This is a genomic window from Enterococcus sp. DIV0176, assembly GCF_050528535.1.
Taxonomy (GTDB): domain Bacteria; phylum Bacillota; class Bacilli; order Lactobacillales; family Enterococcaceae; genus Enterococcus_B; species Enterococcus_B thailandicus.
The window spans coordinates 1,094,200-1,110,544 of the sequence record NZ_CP172879.1 but is presented as its reverse complement, the minus strand read 5'-3'; the positions used below and the strand labels follow the sequence as shown (position 1 = coordinate 1,110,544).

General features: G+C 37.5%; 16 protein-coding genes and 1 riboswitch. Of the genes, 1 reads left to right on the top strand and 15 read right to left on the bottom strand.

Annotated elements, in window-relative coordinates:
- Positions 1 to 3: 3 nt before the first annotated feature.
- The 9 genes from IGJ66_RS05285 to IGJ66_RS05245 all read right to left on the bottom strand — a co-directional run bounded on the left by IGJ66_RS05285 (position 4) and on the right by IGJ66_RS05245 (position 9,200).
- Entirely contained in the window at positions 4 to 255 is a 252-nt protein-coding gene (locus tag IGJ66_RS05285) for an LPXTG cell wall anchor domain-containing protein (protein ID WP_430616923.1), read from the bottom strand.
- A 51-nt stretch (positions 256 to 306) separates the two neighbouring features.
- On the bottom strand, positions 307 to 909 hold the full coding sequence (locus tag IGJ66_RS05280) for a hypothetical protein (RefSeq protein WP_067484376.1): 603 nt from the start codon (positions 907 to 909) through the stop codon (positions 307 to 309).
- A 21-nt stretch (positions 910 to 930) separates the two neighbouring features.
- Positions 931 to 1,458, bottom strand: coding sequence for a hypothetical protein (locus IGJ66_RS05275; RefSeq protein ID WP_244897512.1), 528 nt, complete (start codon positions 1,456 to 1,458; stop codon positions 931 to 933).
- Entirely contained in the window at positions 1,455 to 3,680 is a 2,226-nt protein-coding gene (locus IGJ66_RS05270; protein WP_430616922.1) for a hypothetical protein, read from the bottom strand. The genes IGJ66_RS05275 and IGJ66_RS05270 overlap by 4 nt, the downstream gene beginning before the upstream one ends.
- Before the next feature lie 210 nt (positions 3,681 to 3,890).
- Complete coding sequence (locus IGJ66_RS05265; protein ID WP_430616921.1) at positions 3,891 to 5,822, bottom strand: PTS fructose transporter subunit IIABC; 1,932 nt, start codon at positions 5,820 to 5,822, stop codon at positions 3,891 to 3,893.
- Between the two features lie 18 nt (positions 5,823 to 5,840).
- Positions 5,841 to 6,755 carry a 1-phosphofructokinase gene (gene pfkB / locus IGJ66_RS05260; RefSeq protein WP_071868482.1) on the bottom strand — a complete coding sequence of 305 codons (915 nt, stop codon included), beginning with the start codon at positions 6,753 to 6,755 and terminating at the stop codon, positions 5,841 to 5,843.
- Positions 6,752 to 7,504, bottom strand: coding sequence for a DeoR/GlpR family DNA-binding transcription regulator (locus IGJ66_RS05255; protein ID WP_075491032.1), 753 nt, complete (start codon positions 7,502 to 7,504; stop codon positions 6,752 to 6,754). Before IGJ66_RS05255 ends, pfkB begins: the two co-directional genes overlap by 4 nt.
- Before the next feature lie 168 nt (positions 7,505 to 7,672).
- Positions 7,673 to 7,861: a hypothetical protein gene (locus tag IGJ66_RS05250; RefSeq protein ID WP_067484364.1), complete on the bottom strand. Its 189-nt coding sequence runs from the start codon at positions 7,859 to 7,861 to the stop codon at positions 7,673 to 7,675.
- A 10-nt stretch (positions 7,862 to 7,871) separates the two neighbouring features.
- Positions 7,872 to 9,200: a hypothetical protein gene (locus IGJ66_RS05245; protein WP_075491030.1), complete on the bottom strand. Its 1,329-nt coding sequence runs from the start codon at positions 9,198 to 9,200 to the stop codon at positions 7,872 to 7,874.
- A 133-nt stretch (positions 9,201 to 9,333) separates the two neighbouring features.
- Here IGJ66_RS05245 and IGJ66_RS05240 point away from each other — a divergent pair, with 133 nt between their 5' ends.
- Entirely contained in the window at positions 9,334 to 9,498 is a 165-nt protein-coding gene (locus tag IGJ66_RS05240) for an SPJ_0845 family protein (RefSeq protein WP_086271020.1), read from the top strand.
- A 683-nt stretch (positions 9,499 to 10,181) separates the two neighbouring features.
- Here IGJ66_RS05240 and IGJ66_RS05235 read toward each other — a convergent pair.
- The 6 genes from IGJ66_RS05235 to IGJ66_RS05210 form a co-directional block, all read right to left on the bottom strand.
- Positions 10,182 to 10,712, bottom strand: a complete 531-nt coding sequence (locus IGJ66_RS05235; RefSeq protein ID WP_067484358.1) for a folate family ECF transporter S component — start codon at positions 10,710 to 10,712, stop codon at positions 10,182 to 10,184.
- A 29-nt stretch (positions 10,713 to 10,741) separates the two neighbouring features.
- Positions 10,742 to 10,840: riboswitch (THF riboswitch) on the bottom strand.
- Between the two features lie 9 nt (positions 10,841 to 10,849).
- Complete coding sequence (locus IGJ66_RS05230; protein ID WP_067484355.1) at positions 10,850 to 11,611, bottom strand: formate/nitrite transporter family protein; 762 nt, start codon at positions 11,609 to 11,611, stop codon at positions 10,850 to 10,852.
- A 51-nt stretch (positions 11,612 to 11,662) separates the two neighbouring features.
- Complete coding sequence (locus IGJ66_RS05225; RefSeq protein ID WP_067484353.1) at positions 11,663 to 12,541, bottom strand: YitT family protein; 879 nt, start codon at positions 12,539 to 12,541, stop codon at positions 11,663 to 11,665.
- Positions 12,542 to 12,780: 239 nt separating this feature from the next.
- Entirely contained in the window at positions 12,781 to 14,334 is a 1,554-nt protein-coding gene (hutH, locus tag IGJ66_RS05220; RefSeq protein WP_071868486.1) for a histidine ammonia-lyase, read from the bottom strand.
- A gap of 42 nt (positions 14,335 to 14,376) precedes the next feature.
- Positions 14,377 to 15,747, bottom strand: coding sequence for an APC family permease (locus IGJ66_RS05215; protein WP_067484349.1), 1,371 nt, complete (start codon positions 15,745 to 15,747; stop codon positions 14,377 to 14,379).
- A gap of 37 nt (positions 15,748 to 15,784) precedes the next feature.
- Positions 15,785 to 16,345 (bottom strand): HutD family protein, encoded by a 561-nt coding sequence (locus IGJ66_RS05210; RefSeq protein ID WP_430616920.1) that lies wholly within the window; start codon positions 16,343 to 16,345, stop codon positions 15,785 to 15,787.

The following is a 16,345-nucleotide window of genomic DNA, read 5'->3' as shown; positions in this document are numbered from 1 at the left end:
TGGCTATGAATTTTCATTCATACTCACTCTTTTTTTATACCCATAGTTGAGACCAATTACTATAAAAACCAAAAGCATGCCAAGTACACTGAAAAAAACGTTTGACGAGTCACTTGTTTTTGGGAAGTATTCAATCGTTCTCGTTTCTGTTTGTAATACAGTCTCAATGTTTTTTTCGTTACCTTCTTCCTGTTCAGCCGGCAAACTTTCAGAATCCATACCAATTGATCCTTTGATTTTTAGTGTCGTATCCATAAGTTATCACCTGCGATCCCTTTCAACACCAAAGCGAAGTTGAAAAATTCTTTACGGTGCAGTCCAAGAAACAGCATCTAATTGTAAAGTTAAATCAAATGTTGGTGCACTTTTGGCAGCTGTGCTTGAAGATAAGACTCCTTGGTAACCAAATGTTGTTTCAGACGCTGAAGTACTTTCACCAGCTGAAGTTAGTTTTCCTTCATTGTTTGCTAATGTAAATAATCGAGCTGGCGTTGTCTCAAAATCTGTGACTGATCCACTTGAAATTAATGCTGTATCACTTGCTTCAGGCGATACGAATTTCAAACTTGAAATCTCTGAGATCGACTCACTGTTGGTTTTTTCAAATTTTGTAATCGTCACATCTACGGGACGACCCGAATTATTTTTGATTGTATATGTTGGCGATTCAATATTGGTACGACCACTGATGTTATAGAAAATCGTCGCGGTATCTAAAGTTACATTGATCCAATCTTCACTCTCTTCATCAATTGTTTCTGTTGGATCCGTATTATCCAATCCAATCGATCCATTCACTTTGATTTCTGCACTACCGTCACCAATCACATCTTGTGCTTGAACTGCAATGGGAACCAATCCCCCTACGAAACTTCCTACAATAAACAAACTAGCTAATCTTTTTTTCATTTTCTTCTTTCTCCTTTTCAATCATTCAACTGTTAATGTAATTCCAGCGGCAACTTGCCCCTTTTTTTCGTTTGTCTCTGGATCATACAAACTGAATAATGCAACTGACGGATACTCCCCCTTTGTTAATGTCTGCTCTAAGGTGACATCTTTTATTTCATACCCAGGTTGAATTGCCCCGGAAGTATAAACAAGTTTATTCGTATGCTTTTCTCGAATCTCAACATTGATTGGATAATTGTTTTGGATGGAATTTTTAATCATCAATTTTCCTTGTAATGTTTGTTCGTCAATTTTCGCTTCTGGCGAAATCATCAAATTAAATTTACTTCTATCTACGGCTTTTTGCGCAAGTTTTTTTAGCTCTTTGTCAGATATTTTTTGTGCGTCTTTTTCTGCAGGTAAAAACTCACCGCTGACAACCGTTGTCGTTTCTGGTTTCACTTGGAAATATTGACGATAAATGAACCAGCTTGCGAGTAGCACTCCCAAGACAATCAAGATAATCATTCGTCTTTTCCTTTTATTCGTTTCGGTCTTTTCGATCATTTTGACTCTCCTTGAGGTGTCAAACTATAAGTAAATGTATAGTTTGTATCATATTTTTTAAAAATCGGGCCTGAATACTCTCCTTTTAAATAGATACCAAGTGGCTCAGTTAAAAATGGTGCTATCGTTAAGGAATCGACAGTATTTTCTCCTACTATTAATGGTCCTAATATAGTGTCATTGGTAGCTGCCAACTGAAGTCGTAATTGGTTGCTTTCTCCTGCTGTTACTTGATCAACTAACGTAATTGGTGACTCTACAGAAAGATCTTGAACAGAATCAATAGTAAAATCAATGGGATAGTTGCTCTCGCTTAAAATTGGTTGAGCGGATTCCTTGGTGTCAAACGCACCCACTTCCCTCACTTGAAAAAGCAACTCCAAAGGAACCTCGACACTCAGCGGACTTTTTGCAATCTCCACCTCTTTTTCTACCCACAAACTTTCGCTAGCAAAAATTTGGAGTTCTGGGTCTTCATTGATTGTTCCAGAGATCTTTACATAGACATAATAAGAACCTGAGATTAACTCTTCCACATGCCACGTTGAACTTGCTGAAGTTTCACTTGTTACCATACCTTGCGTTTCATCTGTCGCGTCTTCAATTTCTTGTTGCGCCGTTTCATTCTTGATTTCATCACCTGTCCATAGGCGTTCTTTGCTTAATTTAAATGTGTTGTTGGTTAACGTTCGTTCAGAAGGATCGTAATCCTTAATCGTTGTTATTAAGTTACTTCTCCCAACATCTACATCTGAAAAACTTTCCCAATCTATTATTTTGATTTTTTTCTGGTAAATCGCTTGTTTTAGTGACGGATTTTCAAAATAATTATCTGCTAATGTTAAAGTGGATGCTCCTGCTACTTCTTTTTTCAATAACTCCTGAGATGCACTTAAATAATTGAACTGATAGCCTCCAATTTCACCAACATTTCCATCTAAACGATTAAACGTCACATTTTTATTGAATAATCCCGTCGTGGCAGTATTCTTAAATCGTAGCCAATTCGGTTCATTGACATTCATCGTAATCGCTCCAGATGAAGTGATTCTTCCACCACTCAGTACAGTCATTTGCGAATCTTTTTGTGCGTTGATTTCTGCGCTTGCAGAGCTAGTATTTGTGAAAGTGAGTGCCTTATTATCCGTTTGTGTATAGAAAAACTCTGCTCCTTTGCCAATAGTTAGAATCAATCCATTGGAACCATATGTGAAATACGTTTTACTTGAAGTAAAGTCCACTTCAGCATCTTCTTCAAGGGTTACTCGCATCTTTCTATCGCCAGAACCTCCTGTACCATAACCATAAAGCAAACTCGAGCTTGCACTTGTCTGATGGTCAATTGTTGTCTTTGATCCTTTGGCAAAGAACAGGTTGTACCCTTCCATAAACTCTTGACTATTGCTACCAACCTCACTCTTAAAATGATTCTCCCCCATCATCGTGAAAGTGGATTCTGTGTTCCACGTCAGCAGAGGTTGCGCACCAGTTTTTCCATAGTAATTCACGTTTTCTAATGTTGCATCAAATTGAATCGCAGACGAACCTCCTGCACCAATAATTCCATAATAGCTTTGATTGCCATATACGTTTCCTTTATCATCTGTCAAAGTCGAGCTCCCAAAATTCAGATTTTTTATTTTGACTTGTAAACCTGAAACTTTTATTCGATAGCCCACATTCGCTTCAGTGGTACTCGAGCTGTTTTCATATAGCATATAGTTTCCTTGACCATTAATTTCAACACTTTTGTAAATCTCAAATACATCTGCACCTGAATAAACAATATTTTCCGTTAAATTAAGATAGTAGGTTCCTGTACCAACATCATTTTTGATTGCTGTCAGTATGTCCTTCAACTCACCCACAGTCCCAGCAGTGTAAGGATTTGTGACCGTCCCTTCGCCTATTAACGCAAAAGGAATCAACTGATTTTTTGTTTCACTAGACGAAATAGTTTTCTCGGCACTACTTTCTACCTTATCAACTGTTTCATCTGACGTTTCTGCATTTATAATTTCATCATTTTTTAATTCAGATGAAGAATGACTTTGCTCCGCTACATTCAAAAGCGGTACCTCTGAACTACTTTCCGTCAAAGATACCACTTGCTCATCTGCATCTGTGGTTTTTTCCAGTTCATCTGCAGTTATTTCTTTTATCGGCATTGTATACAAACAAATTAACATCAGCCAACAAACCGTCCATTTTCCCCATCCCATATCCAGTTCTCCCATTTTATTTTAATTAATATATGCAAAAAATTAATTTTACATGATAATTTTCATCATTATAATGATATGATACTATTTGCATTTTACAAGGTCAAACATTTATCGGCTACTTTCCGTTATTTCTTTAAACAAAAAAACCTCTCATCACCCTCTCCAAGAAAGAGTGACAAGAAGTTTTCGTTATTTATCTATCTAAAATTAAGCTTCAACAGCTTCTGGTGCTTTTCTTAATAATCCATAAATCACACCTGAAACAACTGCACCAATTGCAATAAAGACTAGGTACAATACAGGATGACTAAGTAGGAAGACAACAAAAATTCCACCATGTGGTGCTAATAATTTGATACCAAAAGCGCCAACTAAACCACCAGTTAAAGCAGAACCTACGATGAAGCTTGGAATTGCACGAACTGGGTCAGCAGCAGCAAACGGAATTGAACCTTCTGTTACAAAGGATAGCCCCATCACAATGTTTGTTAAACCAGCATCTTGATCTGCTTTACTAAATTTATTTCTGAATAACACAGTTGCAACGAAAATTGCTAATGGTGGAACCATCCCACCTGCCATAACAGATGCCATAACGACACTACCACCAGTTGCGACAGTTGTTGCAAGCGTTGCTGTACCAAACACGTAAGCTGCTTTGTTGATTGGTCCACCAAGGTCAGCAGCCATCATTCCAGCTAACAAAGCCCCAAGTAACGCAGCATTTGAACCACTCATACTTGTCAAGAAACCATTCAATCCATCATTGATTGCTTTCATTGGCACATTGACCATCAACATCAAGAAACCAGTAATCAATAGTCCAAAGACTGGGTAGAATAAAATCGTTTTGATTCCATCCAATGATTTTGGTAAGTTCTTGAAAACTTTACGTAAGAAGACAATGACATAACCAGCCAAGAAACCACCAATCAATGCACCTAAGAAACCAGCTCCACCAGCATTAGCTAATGCGCCTGCAGCAAAACCAACAACCAATCCAGGGCGATCACCAATACTTGATGCAATAAACCCAGCTAAAACTGGCAACATGAAACCAAATGCCGCTTGTCCAATTTGGTTGAACCAGCTTGCCATTTGATTGTAATTCCCCAAGTTTGCCAATTGATCTTGTGGTACACCCATAAATTGGTCAATCATGAAGGAAAGTGCAATCGCAATCCCACCACCGATTACAAATGGAAGCATATGCGAAACACCGTTCATCAAATCTTTATAGATTCGTTGACCGATTGTTCCATCAGCATTTCCTTCATCTGATGAATCATTTTTACTATCGCCATGGAAAACAGGTGCATTTCCTTCAACAGCAAGATTGATTAATTCCTCTGATTTACGAATACCATCACTTACTGGACGGTTAACTAATTTTTTTCCATCAAAGCGATTCATCTCAACCTTTTTATCTGCTGCAACGATTACGCCATCTGCACGTGCAATATCTTCTGCAGTCAAACGATTTTTAATTCCTTCAGAACCATTTGTTTCAACTTTGATATCTACGCCCATCTCTTTTGCTTTTTTCTTCAAAGCATCTTCTGCCATGTACGTATGCGCGATTCCGGTTGGGCAAGCTGTCACAGCTACGACAAATTTTCGATCTGAATCAGTTAACGCTTCAATTTGTTGGGCAGCTTGTTCTGCTTTTTCTTCTGCTTCTTTTTCGTCCTCAGCTGTTTGGAAAAGTTCTTGCACTTCATCAGGTGTTTGAACTTCTTTTAGTTTTGCCACAAAATCCGGATTGATCAACAAACGTGATAATGCCGCTAAAGCTTGCAAGTGAGTATCATTTGCGCCTTCTGGAGCAGCAATCATGAAAAATAGATAAGTTGGTTGACCATCGAGTGCTTCATAGTCAACGCCAACCTTACTTTTTGCAAATAAAACTGTTGCTTCTTTAACTGCCGCATTTTTTGCATGCGGCATTGCAATTCCATCACCTAGACCTGTTGATGTTTGAGCTTCACGCGCCAAAATCCCTTGTTTATATGTGTCAATATCTGAAATACGGCCAGCATCATACATTTTTTGGACCATTTCATCAATAGCACCTGCTTTATCAGTTGCTTGCAAATCCATGATCATTGCTTCTTTGATCATCAAATCTTTAATATTCATGGTTATCCTCCTTAAAATTTAGTCGATTTTTGTAATTTCAACTTCAGGTAATAGTGAATCAATCATTTCACGAGAAGCTAAGTCATCAGAGAACGCTGTTGCACTTCCGCAAGCAACGCCCCATTTGAAAGCTTCGACTGCATCATGATGTTTGCTAAATGAGCCAATAAATCCAGCAATCATCGAATCTCCGGCACCAACTGAGTTTTTCAAAGGGCGTACTAAAACATTCGATTGGTAGGCACCTTCCTTAGTAAATAATAAGGCACCATCGCCAGCCATTGAGATTAATACATTTTGCGCACCTTCTGCCAATAACTTACGGCCATAAGGAATGATATCTTCAACTGATTCAAAAGTAGTTTGATACAACTCTGCTAACTCATGGTTATTTGGTTTGATTAATAATGGTTCTTTTGAAAGAGCATTTTTTAAATCCTCTCCCGTAGTATCAATCACAAAATCAGCACCTTTGTCACGGATGATTTCAATCAACTCTTGATAAAAACCTTTTCTAAGACTTGCAGGTGTACTTCCAGATAACACGACAATATCGCCTGCTTCAACCGTACTCAATGCTTGTTTCAATTCATTGATTTCTTCATTAGAGATAACTGGACCTAAGCCGTTAATTTCTGTTTCAGCATCTGATTTCAATTTGATATTGATACGTGTATCTTCATGGACTTTGGTAAACAAAGTATGAATTTGTTCTTTCTTCAACCAATCAGAGATAAATTCTCCGGTAAAGCCGCCTAGAAAGCCAAGAGCAGTTGAGTTTGAATCGATTCGTTTCAAGATACGAGAAACGTTGATTCCTTTGCCACCTGGTAATTTAAAATCTTCTGTCATGCGATTCAAGTCGCCTAATTTTAATCCATCCACACGAACAATAAAGTCAATTGATGGATTAAGTGTTACTGTGTAAATCATTGAATAGCCTCCTTAATTGTTGTCAGGTCACGATAATCTGCGACAAATTCTAATGGACAACGCTCGGTTACGATTGTGGCTGCCGCTAAAGGAGCAACAGAAGTAAAAGATAGCTTGTTAAACTTAGTTTGATCAATCAAGACAAATGCTTCTTCGGATTGTCTCATCGCAATTCGCTTAAGTGCTGCTTCTTCTGGGTCAGGGGTTGTAAATCCTTGAACCAAGTGCGCGCCGTTCATTCCCATAAACGCCTTGTTAAAATGAAATGCACTCAACTGTTCCACACTACTTGAACCCAATACCGCATTAGTAGATAGCTTGACTTGGCCGCCAAGGATAATCGTTGGTATTTGTAAATCAACTAAGTTAGCAGCATGCTTGACTGAATTGGTAACAACCGTCACATTTTTTCCTTGTAAAAACGGGATCATTTCCAACGTCGTTGAGCCAGCATCCAGATAGATGACATCATCTGGTTCAATCAAATCAGCGGCTAAACGAGCAATTTGTTGTTTTTCTTGAACGTTTTTGAGCGTTTTTTCACTCATCGCTTGTTCAAATCCTAAAAGCTGCTCTTTTTTTGCACCACCATGAATTCTTTCTAAAAAACCTTCGTTCTCCAACTCTTGCAAATCACGGCGAATAGTGGACTCAGATGCATCTAACAAGGTTACAAGATCTTGCGATTTAACAATTTTGTGTTGCTCTAACAAGTCTAAAATTTTCTGTCTGCGTTCTTCTGTAAGCATTTCCACAACCTCCTCACGACAAATATTAACATAATAATTATTTGCTTGCAACACAAAACATCCAAAAACAATCACTATACTTCTAAAACGTTCAATCAGCACATTTTTTGAAAAAAACCGAAAAAAAGAGAGTCATCCTACAGATAACTCTCCTAACGTTACTATTCTTTATTGGTCTTTCTTGGTATAAATTGCTTGAACTTTCACTTTTCTTGATAATCGGTAATACATACCCAAGCCAGAAAACATAATCAAAAAGCCAACCAACGAACGAATTGAGAAATTTGGAATAAATAAAACCAATGCAGCTAATACGACTGTCGGACCCATCACACGATAATATAATTTTTTATCCATTTTTTCCACCTCATGCTCTCTGTATAGTTGTTAATGCTTCTAATTTACGATAATCTAAGAAAACGACCCTTAAATGATTGTCCCCTTTTTTCAAATCAAAGAAGATGGTTCCTTTTTTCTTTTTCTGTCGGCTTATTTGGATATCTGTTAATTGCTGCTTCATTTCAGCAATTGGTAAATTCGCTAAAGCTTCAGGTGGTACATATAATCTCAAAACCACTTGATAATCTTGATACTTTTCATCTTGGACTTCTACTTCCAAATATTCACGAATGTAATAGCAATAGGCTTGAATTCCTTCGTCCATTGCGACAGTTGGATCAATCATTTTGTAACACATCATTTGCGCACGGTTTTCATCAACCCAAGGAAAATAAGCTTGCGCATTTAACGCTCCTTTTACACGACGTTCACGATACTGATTTTGTTCGATATCATAGCTTCTTGTGACAAAGAAAGTCGCAGCTTTTTTTGGTACAGGTTGCATATTTTGATTTTGATACTGGACGGACTGGATTACTCGATCAGTGTATGCATATTCAATAAATGGTTCTTTCAGTAAGCCAACACCGTTATCCCAAGCCAAGTGATCAAAACCTAACTGGTCACGATAATAAGCTTGAAAACGAAGATTCTCTTTTTTTCGCCAATTAAATGGATTTTTGTAAAGCTGGATCTTCAATACCTGATTCTCTAGTTCAGTAATACTTTCCACTTGCTGAACATCAAGAAAAATTGGTTTTGGAATAACTTTGAAGTAAGCCGCACTGTAATACATCTCCCAACAAGAAGTCAGGCACAAGCCGCGATAAAATAAATCATAGCCAGCAAAATGATTACAATCAACGATCACTTCACCTTCCTGCCCTTTCATCTTAGGAAGGCTACCAATTTCTTCTTGTGTCTCAAATAATGTTCGTCGCTCAATTTCTTTTGTATTATGTGTCAAGAATTCGCTATAGGCACGTAAATAAGCAAATACACCATGAGTTGCCATTTTCATACGAAGATAGTCATGAATCAATGCTTCTTTTTCATTAAAGACTTGTTTATCAATCACATTTTTAATTAATAGTTGCTGATTTTCATAATGAAAGCTGCATTCATTTTCTTCGTTTCCAACTACGAAAAAAATTTGTTCATTCTCTACCGCTAACTCCAATGCCAATTGAAATTTTTTCAAATGAAAGGATTCAGTTGCTTCATGAAAAGGTCGAAAAAATGTCGGCTGGATCAATAAACGAATAAGTATACCCCAATCAGTTATTTCTTGGATTTTGTCACGTTCCTCTAGGTGGTTCATCTGGATAGTCATCAATAGTTTTTCTTCGCCAAACATTTTTCTCACCTCTTTCAAATCTTTTTATAATCTAATTATAACTAACAAACGCCAAAAACCAAAATTTTTCGACTTCATAAAATATAGTAGATTTTTAAGAATTACATGGTACACTATCAATGAGGTGATAAAAATGGGACTAAAATTCGAACGTACAGATAATCTCGACAAACTTTTCGAGTCATTTGCAGTGGATCCAGAGAAAAAAGTAGCTTCTAACGAAGAGATCAACCGTTTTTTAAAACCAGAAACTCCTGACACAAAAAAAGCGAACAAAGCTGCTAAACCAAAGAAGTAAAAACAAAAAAGAAGCTATCGCTTTTTTTAGTCAATGGAAGTCGAAACAAAAGAAACTTATTTCTGACTGATTCGGTTTACATAAAGAAACGATTAAATGATAAAAACAGCATTCGTTGATTCAAAAAAGATGATTTCAATTTTCTGTTAGAAAATCGAAATCATCTTTTTATTCGGGTCCTATTTTTTTGTGCTCATTTTCTCTGAAGAAAGTTTCTTCTATTTTTAAAAAAATTGTCGCTCATCGTTCAAGATAAGAAAAATCCCAATCTTGAATTTTTTTGATTCTCTTCACTTTTTTTCCAATTGATTAATTTTTCTTTATTGTCCATCACTATATCTCCTCACCCATCTATTCATCTATTGAATAAAAACGATATAGCTAATTGATAGGAAAGTTTAGTCATCCTCGATACAGCGCCTATCCAAATCAGCTATATCGATGAGTGACCTCGAAGTAAGTTCCTATTTTTTCATGCCCTTTCTGACGATAAAAGAAATTTTATTTTTCTCAAACGTCTTCTCCTGCACTCTAATACAAAAGAATCAAAACAAAAAGAGTAGCTACCAGAATTTTGATACATGCTTCCTATACGATAAGTAAGATCAGCCAAAGAATTTGGCTTAAAAGACAGGCATTCATCTAAGGTATCTACGCTTACGAAGTGTCATTCATTCTGTTTTTTACGAAACGAATCGCTTACCAATTATTCTTATTGGAATGGCATTACCAAAGAAGAAGATAAGACTCGTTTGAATTGGCAACATCACAACTGCTTTGATTAAACGAACGGCCCAAAGTTTTCCATCCGTGAAAGGAATATCATACATTATGGACAGCCATAATGGTGTCAAAAACAGGCTAATAATCAAGGTGTTCACCAACACACAAAAAAAGGCATTTTTAAGTGTGACACTTTTTTTATAAAAGAAGAAACCATAGACACAGCCACCAATAAATGCGTTAAGTGTAAAGCCGATAAAGAATGGCGCTTTCCCTAACAAAGTATTTCCTATAATATCTGCAACAGACGCGCCTACGCCCGTCCAAAAAGGACCAAACAGAGACGCCATAACTACTTCGGGGATAAAATCAAAGGTTATTTTTATTAACTGTGTTTCAAAGCCAAATACTTGAGACAATAGAACCATCAGAGCAATTAGTAAACTAATGGTTGTCAGAGCGTGTACATTTAATTTATTCATTACGAGCATCTCCTCTAGAGCTGCTACACAAAAATTCATGCAGCGAATGCGAGGGCAAAACCGCGAATACTTATTCTTCGTTCATAGAGCAACATCCCATCTCTTATGACACTTAACGCTTTGTCCTCTACTCTGTTATTTTTTATTTAATGATGAGTATAACTTAGATAGTAGAATCCGGAAACAAATGCAGATCCGCCAACAATATTTCCTAAATAAACGGGAATAAAGTTCTGAATAAAGTCCAGCCAAGTCCCACTGCTTTCAAAAATGGCTGCTGGAATGACAAACGCATTTGCCACACTGTGTTGAAATCCAATGGCGACAAAAACCATCACCGGAAACCAGATCCCTAAAATTTTCCCAGCTGTATCCTTTGCTCCATAACCTAACCATAAAGCAAGACCCACAAACCAGTTACAGCCAATACCTGAAACAAAAGCTTGAAAAAATGAACTCTCTACTTTATGCTGGGCAACACTGATTACTTGTTCTTGAAAAACACCGGTGTGAGTTAACCCGACAAAGTGACCAAAAAAATAGGCGACAAAAATGGCACCCACAATATTCGCAAGTGTAATGACTCCCCAATTACTTATTAATTCCTTTAGTGTCACTTTTTTTGCAAAAAATGCACAGCTAACTGCCATCATATTTCCTGTGACTAATTCACCACCTGCTAATAAGATGACAATCAGTCCAACTGGAAACACACTTGCTCCCACCAGACTTGCAAGGCTTGGGAACTCAACAGAAATTGATGCAGATACACGAAAATATGCCAGATATCCCAATGAAATCATTGCACCCCCGATGAACCCCAAGATTAGCTTTGCTAAAAGAGTTTTTTCAATTTTTTGACTCCCCACCCGAATACTGTGTTGTAGAATTTCATTTGGATTTAACATCGACCTATCTCCTCAACCTTCAAAAACTGATTTTCCATTTTAATGATTCATTTATAATATATCTAATTCTTCAAAGTGACTTAGAATTTTAATGTCTTGCGAGACACTAACAAACGCTTTTGGATCAACTTCTTTCATGATTTTTGCTAAAAGCTCCATCTCATAAAAAGTAATGACTGTAATCAAAATTGTTTGGGCACGATAATCATAAGCTCCATATCCTTGGGGAATGACCGTAATTCCCCGCTTCAAAACCTTTTGTAATTCTGGGATGACGTGGTTTGGCTGTTGCGTAATCACCATAACTTGAACTTTTTGATGCTTGACATAGACTAAATCAGTTACCTTTCCACTGACAAAAATAGCAAGCAAACTATAAAATGCATAAGGCCAGCCAAACAGATAACCTGCAGTCAAAATAATTAGCCCGTTAATTCCCATTGAGATTGCACCAACACTTCGTCCAGTATGTTGTCTAAGTGTAATAATAAGTGCATCCATTCCTCCGGTAGCAATTCCATATTTCAACGCTAAACCTAAAGAAAATCCATTGATAACTCCACCAAAAATAGCACAAATGATGGGGTCATTCGTTAGCGAAACCGTTGGAACCATTGAAATAGCAAAAGAAGCAAAAGTTACAGAGATTACTGTAAAAAAGACAAATTTTTTATTTATCTTAACCCATGCTAAGATAAACATCGGAACATTCAACAAATAATAGATAACCGAAATAGACAACGTAAATCCTCCAGTTCGATCAAATAAAGTAGAAAGAATTTGCGCAATCCCAGTCAATCCGCCTGCATAAATATGTCCCGGTTGCCAAAAAAAGTTAAGGGCTATCGAATATAAGAATGCATAGATTAACGCGATAGTTACTTTTGTTACCAAATCTTGCCAAAACTTTTCTTGTTTTGCCTGAAACATGCTGCTACACTTCCTTCATTTCCTCATTGAAGACTTCACGTGCTTTATTTTCAACAAATGGCCATTTTTCAGATTCACCTAGCAAATACCTGCTGTTTTCTTTTGCTTTTGGTACTTCATATGTCAGCCTCCTCATTCAAGAATGCATTGCTGTAGGAAAACAAAAAGTGTAAACCAGTAGAGAAGACTGAAGCAACCTTTTCTTTCTACTGGTTCCACTCATCAATCTGGTTAATCAACTAGCTAAATTGAATAGCTAAATCTACTTCTTTTTCTACAGCAGATAATAAATCGCCATGAATCATGACTTCTGTTGCCTTGTTTAATTCCTCATACATTTCAATTTCTTTATCATGTTCAATAAATGCCACGAATTGGCGGAATGCTTGATAAGCAGCCTGTGTTCCTTTTCCTAGTTTGTCTTGATAACCGCGGATATCTATTGCCTGACAGGCCGCCATTATTTCAGTTGCTACCACACGTCTAGAATTCAGTAAGATTTCTGCGGCAGTTCGTGCAGCAGTTGTTCCCATACTAACAAAGTCTTCTTGATTTTCACAAGATGGGATAGAGTCTACACTTGCTGGATGTGCTAAGATTTTATTTTCAGAAACTAAGGAAGCACAAGCGTATTGCGTAATCATAAATCCGGAATTTAATCCAGGATATTTAACTAAGAACGAAGGGAGTTTACTTAGTTGTTTGTTTACTAATCGTTCCACACGACGTTCAGACACATTCCCTATTTCAGCTACGGCAATTCCTAGAAAATCAAATGGTTGCGCCATTGGTTCTCCGTGGAAATTCCCACCAGAAATTACTTTTCCATCACGTGTAATGATTGGATTATCGGTCACTGAGTTAATCTCAATTTCAACTTTCTCTTTCACATACGCGACAGAATCTTTACTAGCACCATGGATTTGTGGCATACAGCGTAAAGTATACGGATCTTGCACATGATCAGGGGTTGCCTCTGTGATATAACCACTTCCTTCAATCAACCGACGAATGTTTCTAGCAGTTGCTAACTGTCCGCTTTGTGGACGAATGGTGTGTAGGTCTTCTTCAAACGGGCTAGATATTCCTCCATGTACTTCTAAAGAAAGTGCTCCTGCAATATCTGAAAGTTTCAACAACTCGATTGAATCGTACGTTGCTAGCGCACCCACAGCCGTTAAAACAGTTGTTCCATTAATGAATGCAAGACCTTCTTTTGCACTCAATTGAATAATGGCTAATCCAGCCTTCTCCATTGCCACTTTACCTGGCAATAATTCTCCTTTGTAGTAAGCTTTTCCAAGACCGAGTAAAGGCATCACCATGTGTGCTAATGGCGCCAAATCTCCAGAAGCACCTAGTGAACCTTTTTCTGGGATAAATGGATGAACTCCTTTATTTAACATGGTCATCAGTGCTTTTACCGTACTTAATCGAATACCAGAATAGCCTTTCACAAGTGAATTCACGCGAATCAGCATGATTGCACGAACGACATCTTCTGCAAAAGGATCCCCAAAACCAGCAGCGTGTGTCCGAATAAGATTTTCTTGTAGCTGTGCTGTGTCTTCTTGGGAAATGCTCACATTACATAATGAACCGAACCCTGTATTTACCCCATATACCACTCTTTTTTCGGTTACGATGTCGTCAATGATTTTCCGAGAGCGGTTGACCGCTTCTTCTGCGCTTTCTGCGATGCTCACTTGGACATTTCTTCTTGCAACGGCAACCACATCTTCCAATGTCAAACTTTTACCATCTAAAATAATTGTTTCTTCATCCGCTTTCATGTCTAATATCCTCCAATTTTCATTCGCTTATATTCAACATTTCTACTCTGGTGTTGTTCCAGGTCTACTTCCTTTATTGATCACAAAATAGAGAAGACTGGCAACAATCACTCCGACTAACCCAGCAATTAGGTTGAATGGATTAGCTGCTGCTACCATCCAAATACTCACCGCAATGGAGATAACAGGGATAATCGGTCCTAGAGGTAGCTTAAAGGCTGGTACAGTATCCATCTTTTTCCGTCTAAGCCAAATCAGCGCCAAAGCTGTGGGAATATATTGGAAGAAACGGAAAACCACACTCAATTCAGCCAATTGTTCAAATGAACCACTTAATAAAAAGCCAATCGTAATTAACCCGGATACAATAATGGCGACAATCGGTGCTCCTTTAGCATTTTTCTTTGCAATAACTTTCGGCAATAATCCTTCGTCTGAAATGGAAGCACCATAACGTGGAATCATCAATGAATCCCCCATGTTTAATCCAGCAATAGAAATTAATGCCCCAATTGAAATAATCCATTTTCCTGCCGGACCTACCATTTCAACAAATGCATCCTGCACTGGAGCATTACTTTGAAGAATCCCTGTGCCTAACATCGCGATCGTTCCAGCAATAATCATAAAATACAAAATAGATACAATGCTAATTGATCCGATAATTGCCTTTGGTACATTTTTCTTCGCATTTCGCATTTCCCCTGCAACTACTGGCAAAGCTTCAAATCCAATAAATGCATAAAACACAGTTAGTGAAGTAGATGCCATCGCCTGAGACAAGGTCATATCAGGATTCAGTTGTAGAAAAGGTGTAAAGTTTCCAGCATTAATCCCATTTTTTATAAAGAAAATACTCATCAAAGTAAAGGCAATAATTGGAATTAATTTTGCAATAGTAATCGTGATTGTAAAAATCTTTGATGTTTTAATCCCCATACTGTTGATTATTGATAAAAAGATAATCAATAGCACACTTATCAGGGTATTTTGTCCCTCTAATGTTGGAAATGTTTGAATTAATAATTTCGAAAATCCTGCAGCCATCGCAGCCCAGGCAATGATTGTTACAAACCAGCCCAAAATTCCAACGTTAAATCCAACAAAATCACCAAAGGCTGCTTTTGTATATTGAAACGCCCCACCATTTTTACTAAAATACCCTGCTACTTCCGCAAAACAAACGGCAAGCATCAACACAAGTAATACGACAACGAGTATCGCTACTAGTGATGCTGGTCCTAAATCTTGATAGATCGTCCTTGGAAGTAAGAAAATTCCTGAACCAATGACCGCGTTAATTCCATATAATGTCGCACCGCTCAGGCTGAACTTTTCATTTTCTTCTCCCTTCGAAAATTCTTCTGGATCTTTAATGTCTGAAATTTCCGGAATCTGTTCCTCATTTTGCATGGTTTCCCTCCTCTTCTTAAAGCGCTTTCATTCGAATCTAATTGCAACTGACATAAATTAGTTTAACAACATCGTCCTTTGGTAACAGTTCTATCGCAGTTCGTTCTGTTATTCCAGTCAGCGCGAGACTATCAGATTGTTTCAAGAAATAAGTAACGTGCTTTATTTTTACTGTACATTGTTCGACACAATACAGATAACAATCTTTTTCTACTGAATATAGAGAATTATGTGTTTGAACACGCTTCATCTCCCCCTGCATGGATTTTTTATAAATTAAATTAAAGTCAACACATTTCCCCACACTTGTTGTAGAAAGTTCTCCGTCAAATTCGCCTACATCAAACGTTTCTAGTCGTACCGTTTGTTCACTATTCGTCAGTGTGACACTTCCTTCAAGTGGCATCAAAAGTCGGTTGTATCCAGGTAATACAGTAAACATAGAATACTGTTCCTCAATCGTGGCGCTGGAAATTCGATAATCAAATACTCTCCGCTGATAATTTGCCTCCGGGGGAAAGAGGAAAAGCTCGGTTGTTTTTCCTCCACTCCAAGTTGATTGATGATATTGGCTACTCCTAAAATGTTCTACATTCAT

Excerpts from the sequence above, each read along its gene's own strand:
- IGJ66_RS05235 (WP_067484358.1), bottom strand. The coding sequence starts at position 10,712 with ATGCTCGTAATGAATAAATTAAATGTACACGCTCTGACAACCATTAGT.
- IGJ66_RS05280 (WP_067484376.1), bottom strand. The coding sequence starts at position 909 with ATGAAAAAAAGATTAGCTAGTTTGTTTATTGTAGGAAGTTTCGTAGGG.
- IGJ66_RS05275 (WP_244897512.1), bottom strand. The coding sequence starts at position 1,458 with ATGATCGAAAAGACCGAAACGAATAAAAGGAAAAGACGAATGATTATC.
- IGJ66_RS05270 (WP_430616922.1), bottom strand. The coding sequence starts at position 3,680 with ATGGGATGGGGAAAATGGACGGTTTGTTGGCTGATGTTAATTTGTTTG.
- pfkB (WP_071868482.1), bottom strand. The coding sequence starts at position 6,755 with ATGATTTACACAGTAACACTTAATCCATCAATTGACTTTATTGTTCGT.
- IGJ66_RS05215 (WP_067484349.1), bottom strand. The coding sequence starts at position 15,747 with ATGCAAAATGAGGAACAGATTCCGGAAATTTCAGACATTAAAGATCCA.
- IGJ66_RS05265 (WP_430616921.1), bottom strand. The coding sequence starts at position 5,822 with ATGAATATTAAAGATTTGATGATCAAAGAAGCAATGATCATGGATTTG.
- IGJ66_RS05245 (WP_075491030.1), bottom strand. The coding sequence starts at position 9,200 with ATGTTTGGCGAAGAAAAACTATTGATGACTATCCAGATGAACCACCTA.
- IGJ66_RS05210 (WP_430616920.1), bottom strand. The coding sequence starts at position 16,345 with ATGAATGTAGAACATTTTAGGAGTAGCCAATATCATCAATCAACTTGG.
- hutH (WP_071868486.1), bottom strand. The coding sequence starts at position 14,334 with ATGAAAGCGGATGAAGAAACAATTATTTTAGATGGTAAAAGTTTGACA.
- IGJ66_RS05230 (WP_067484355.1), bottom strand. The coding sequence starts at position 11,611 with ATGTTAAATCCAAATGAAATTCTACAACACAGTATTCGGGTGGGGAGT.
- IGJ66_RS05225 (WP_067484353.1), bottom strand. The coding sequence starts at position 12,541 with ATGTTTCAGGCAAAACAAGAAAAGTTTTGGCAAGATTTGGTAACAAAA.
- IGJ66_RS05250 (WP_067484364.1), bottom strand. The coding sequence starts at position 7,861 with ATGGATAAAAAATTATATTATCGTGTGATGGGTCCGACAGTCGTATTA.
- IGJ66_RS05285 (WP_430616923.1), bottom strand. The coding sequence starts at position 255 with ATGGATACGACACTAAAAATCAAAGGATCAATTGGTATGGATTCTGAA.
- IGJ66_RS05255 (WP_075491032.1), bottom strand. The coding sequence starts at position 7,504 with ATGCTTACAGAAGAACGCAGACAGAAAATTTTAGACTTGTTAGAGCAA.
- IGJ66_RS05240 (WP_086271020.1), top strand. The coding sequence starts at position 9,334 with ATGGGACTAAAATTCGAACGTACAGATAATCTCGACAAACTTTTCGAG.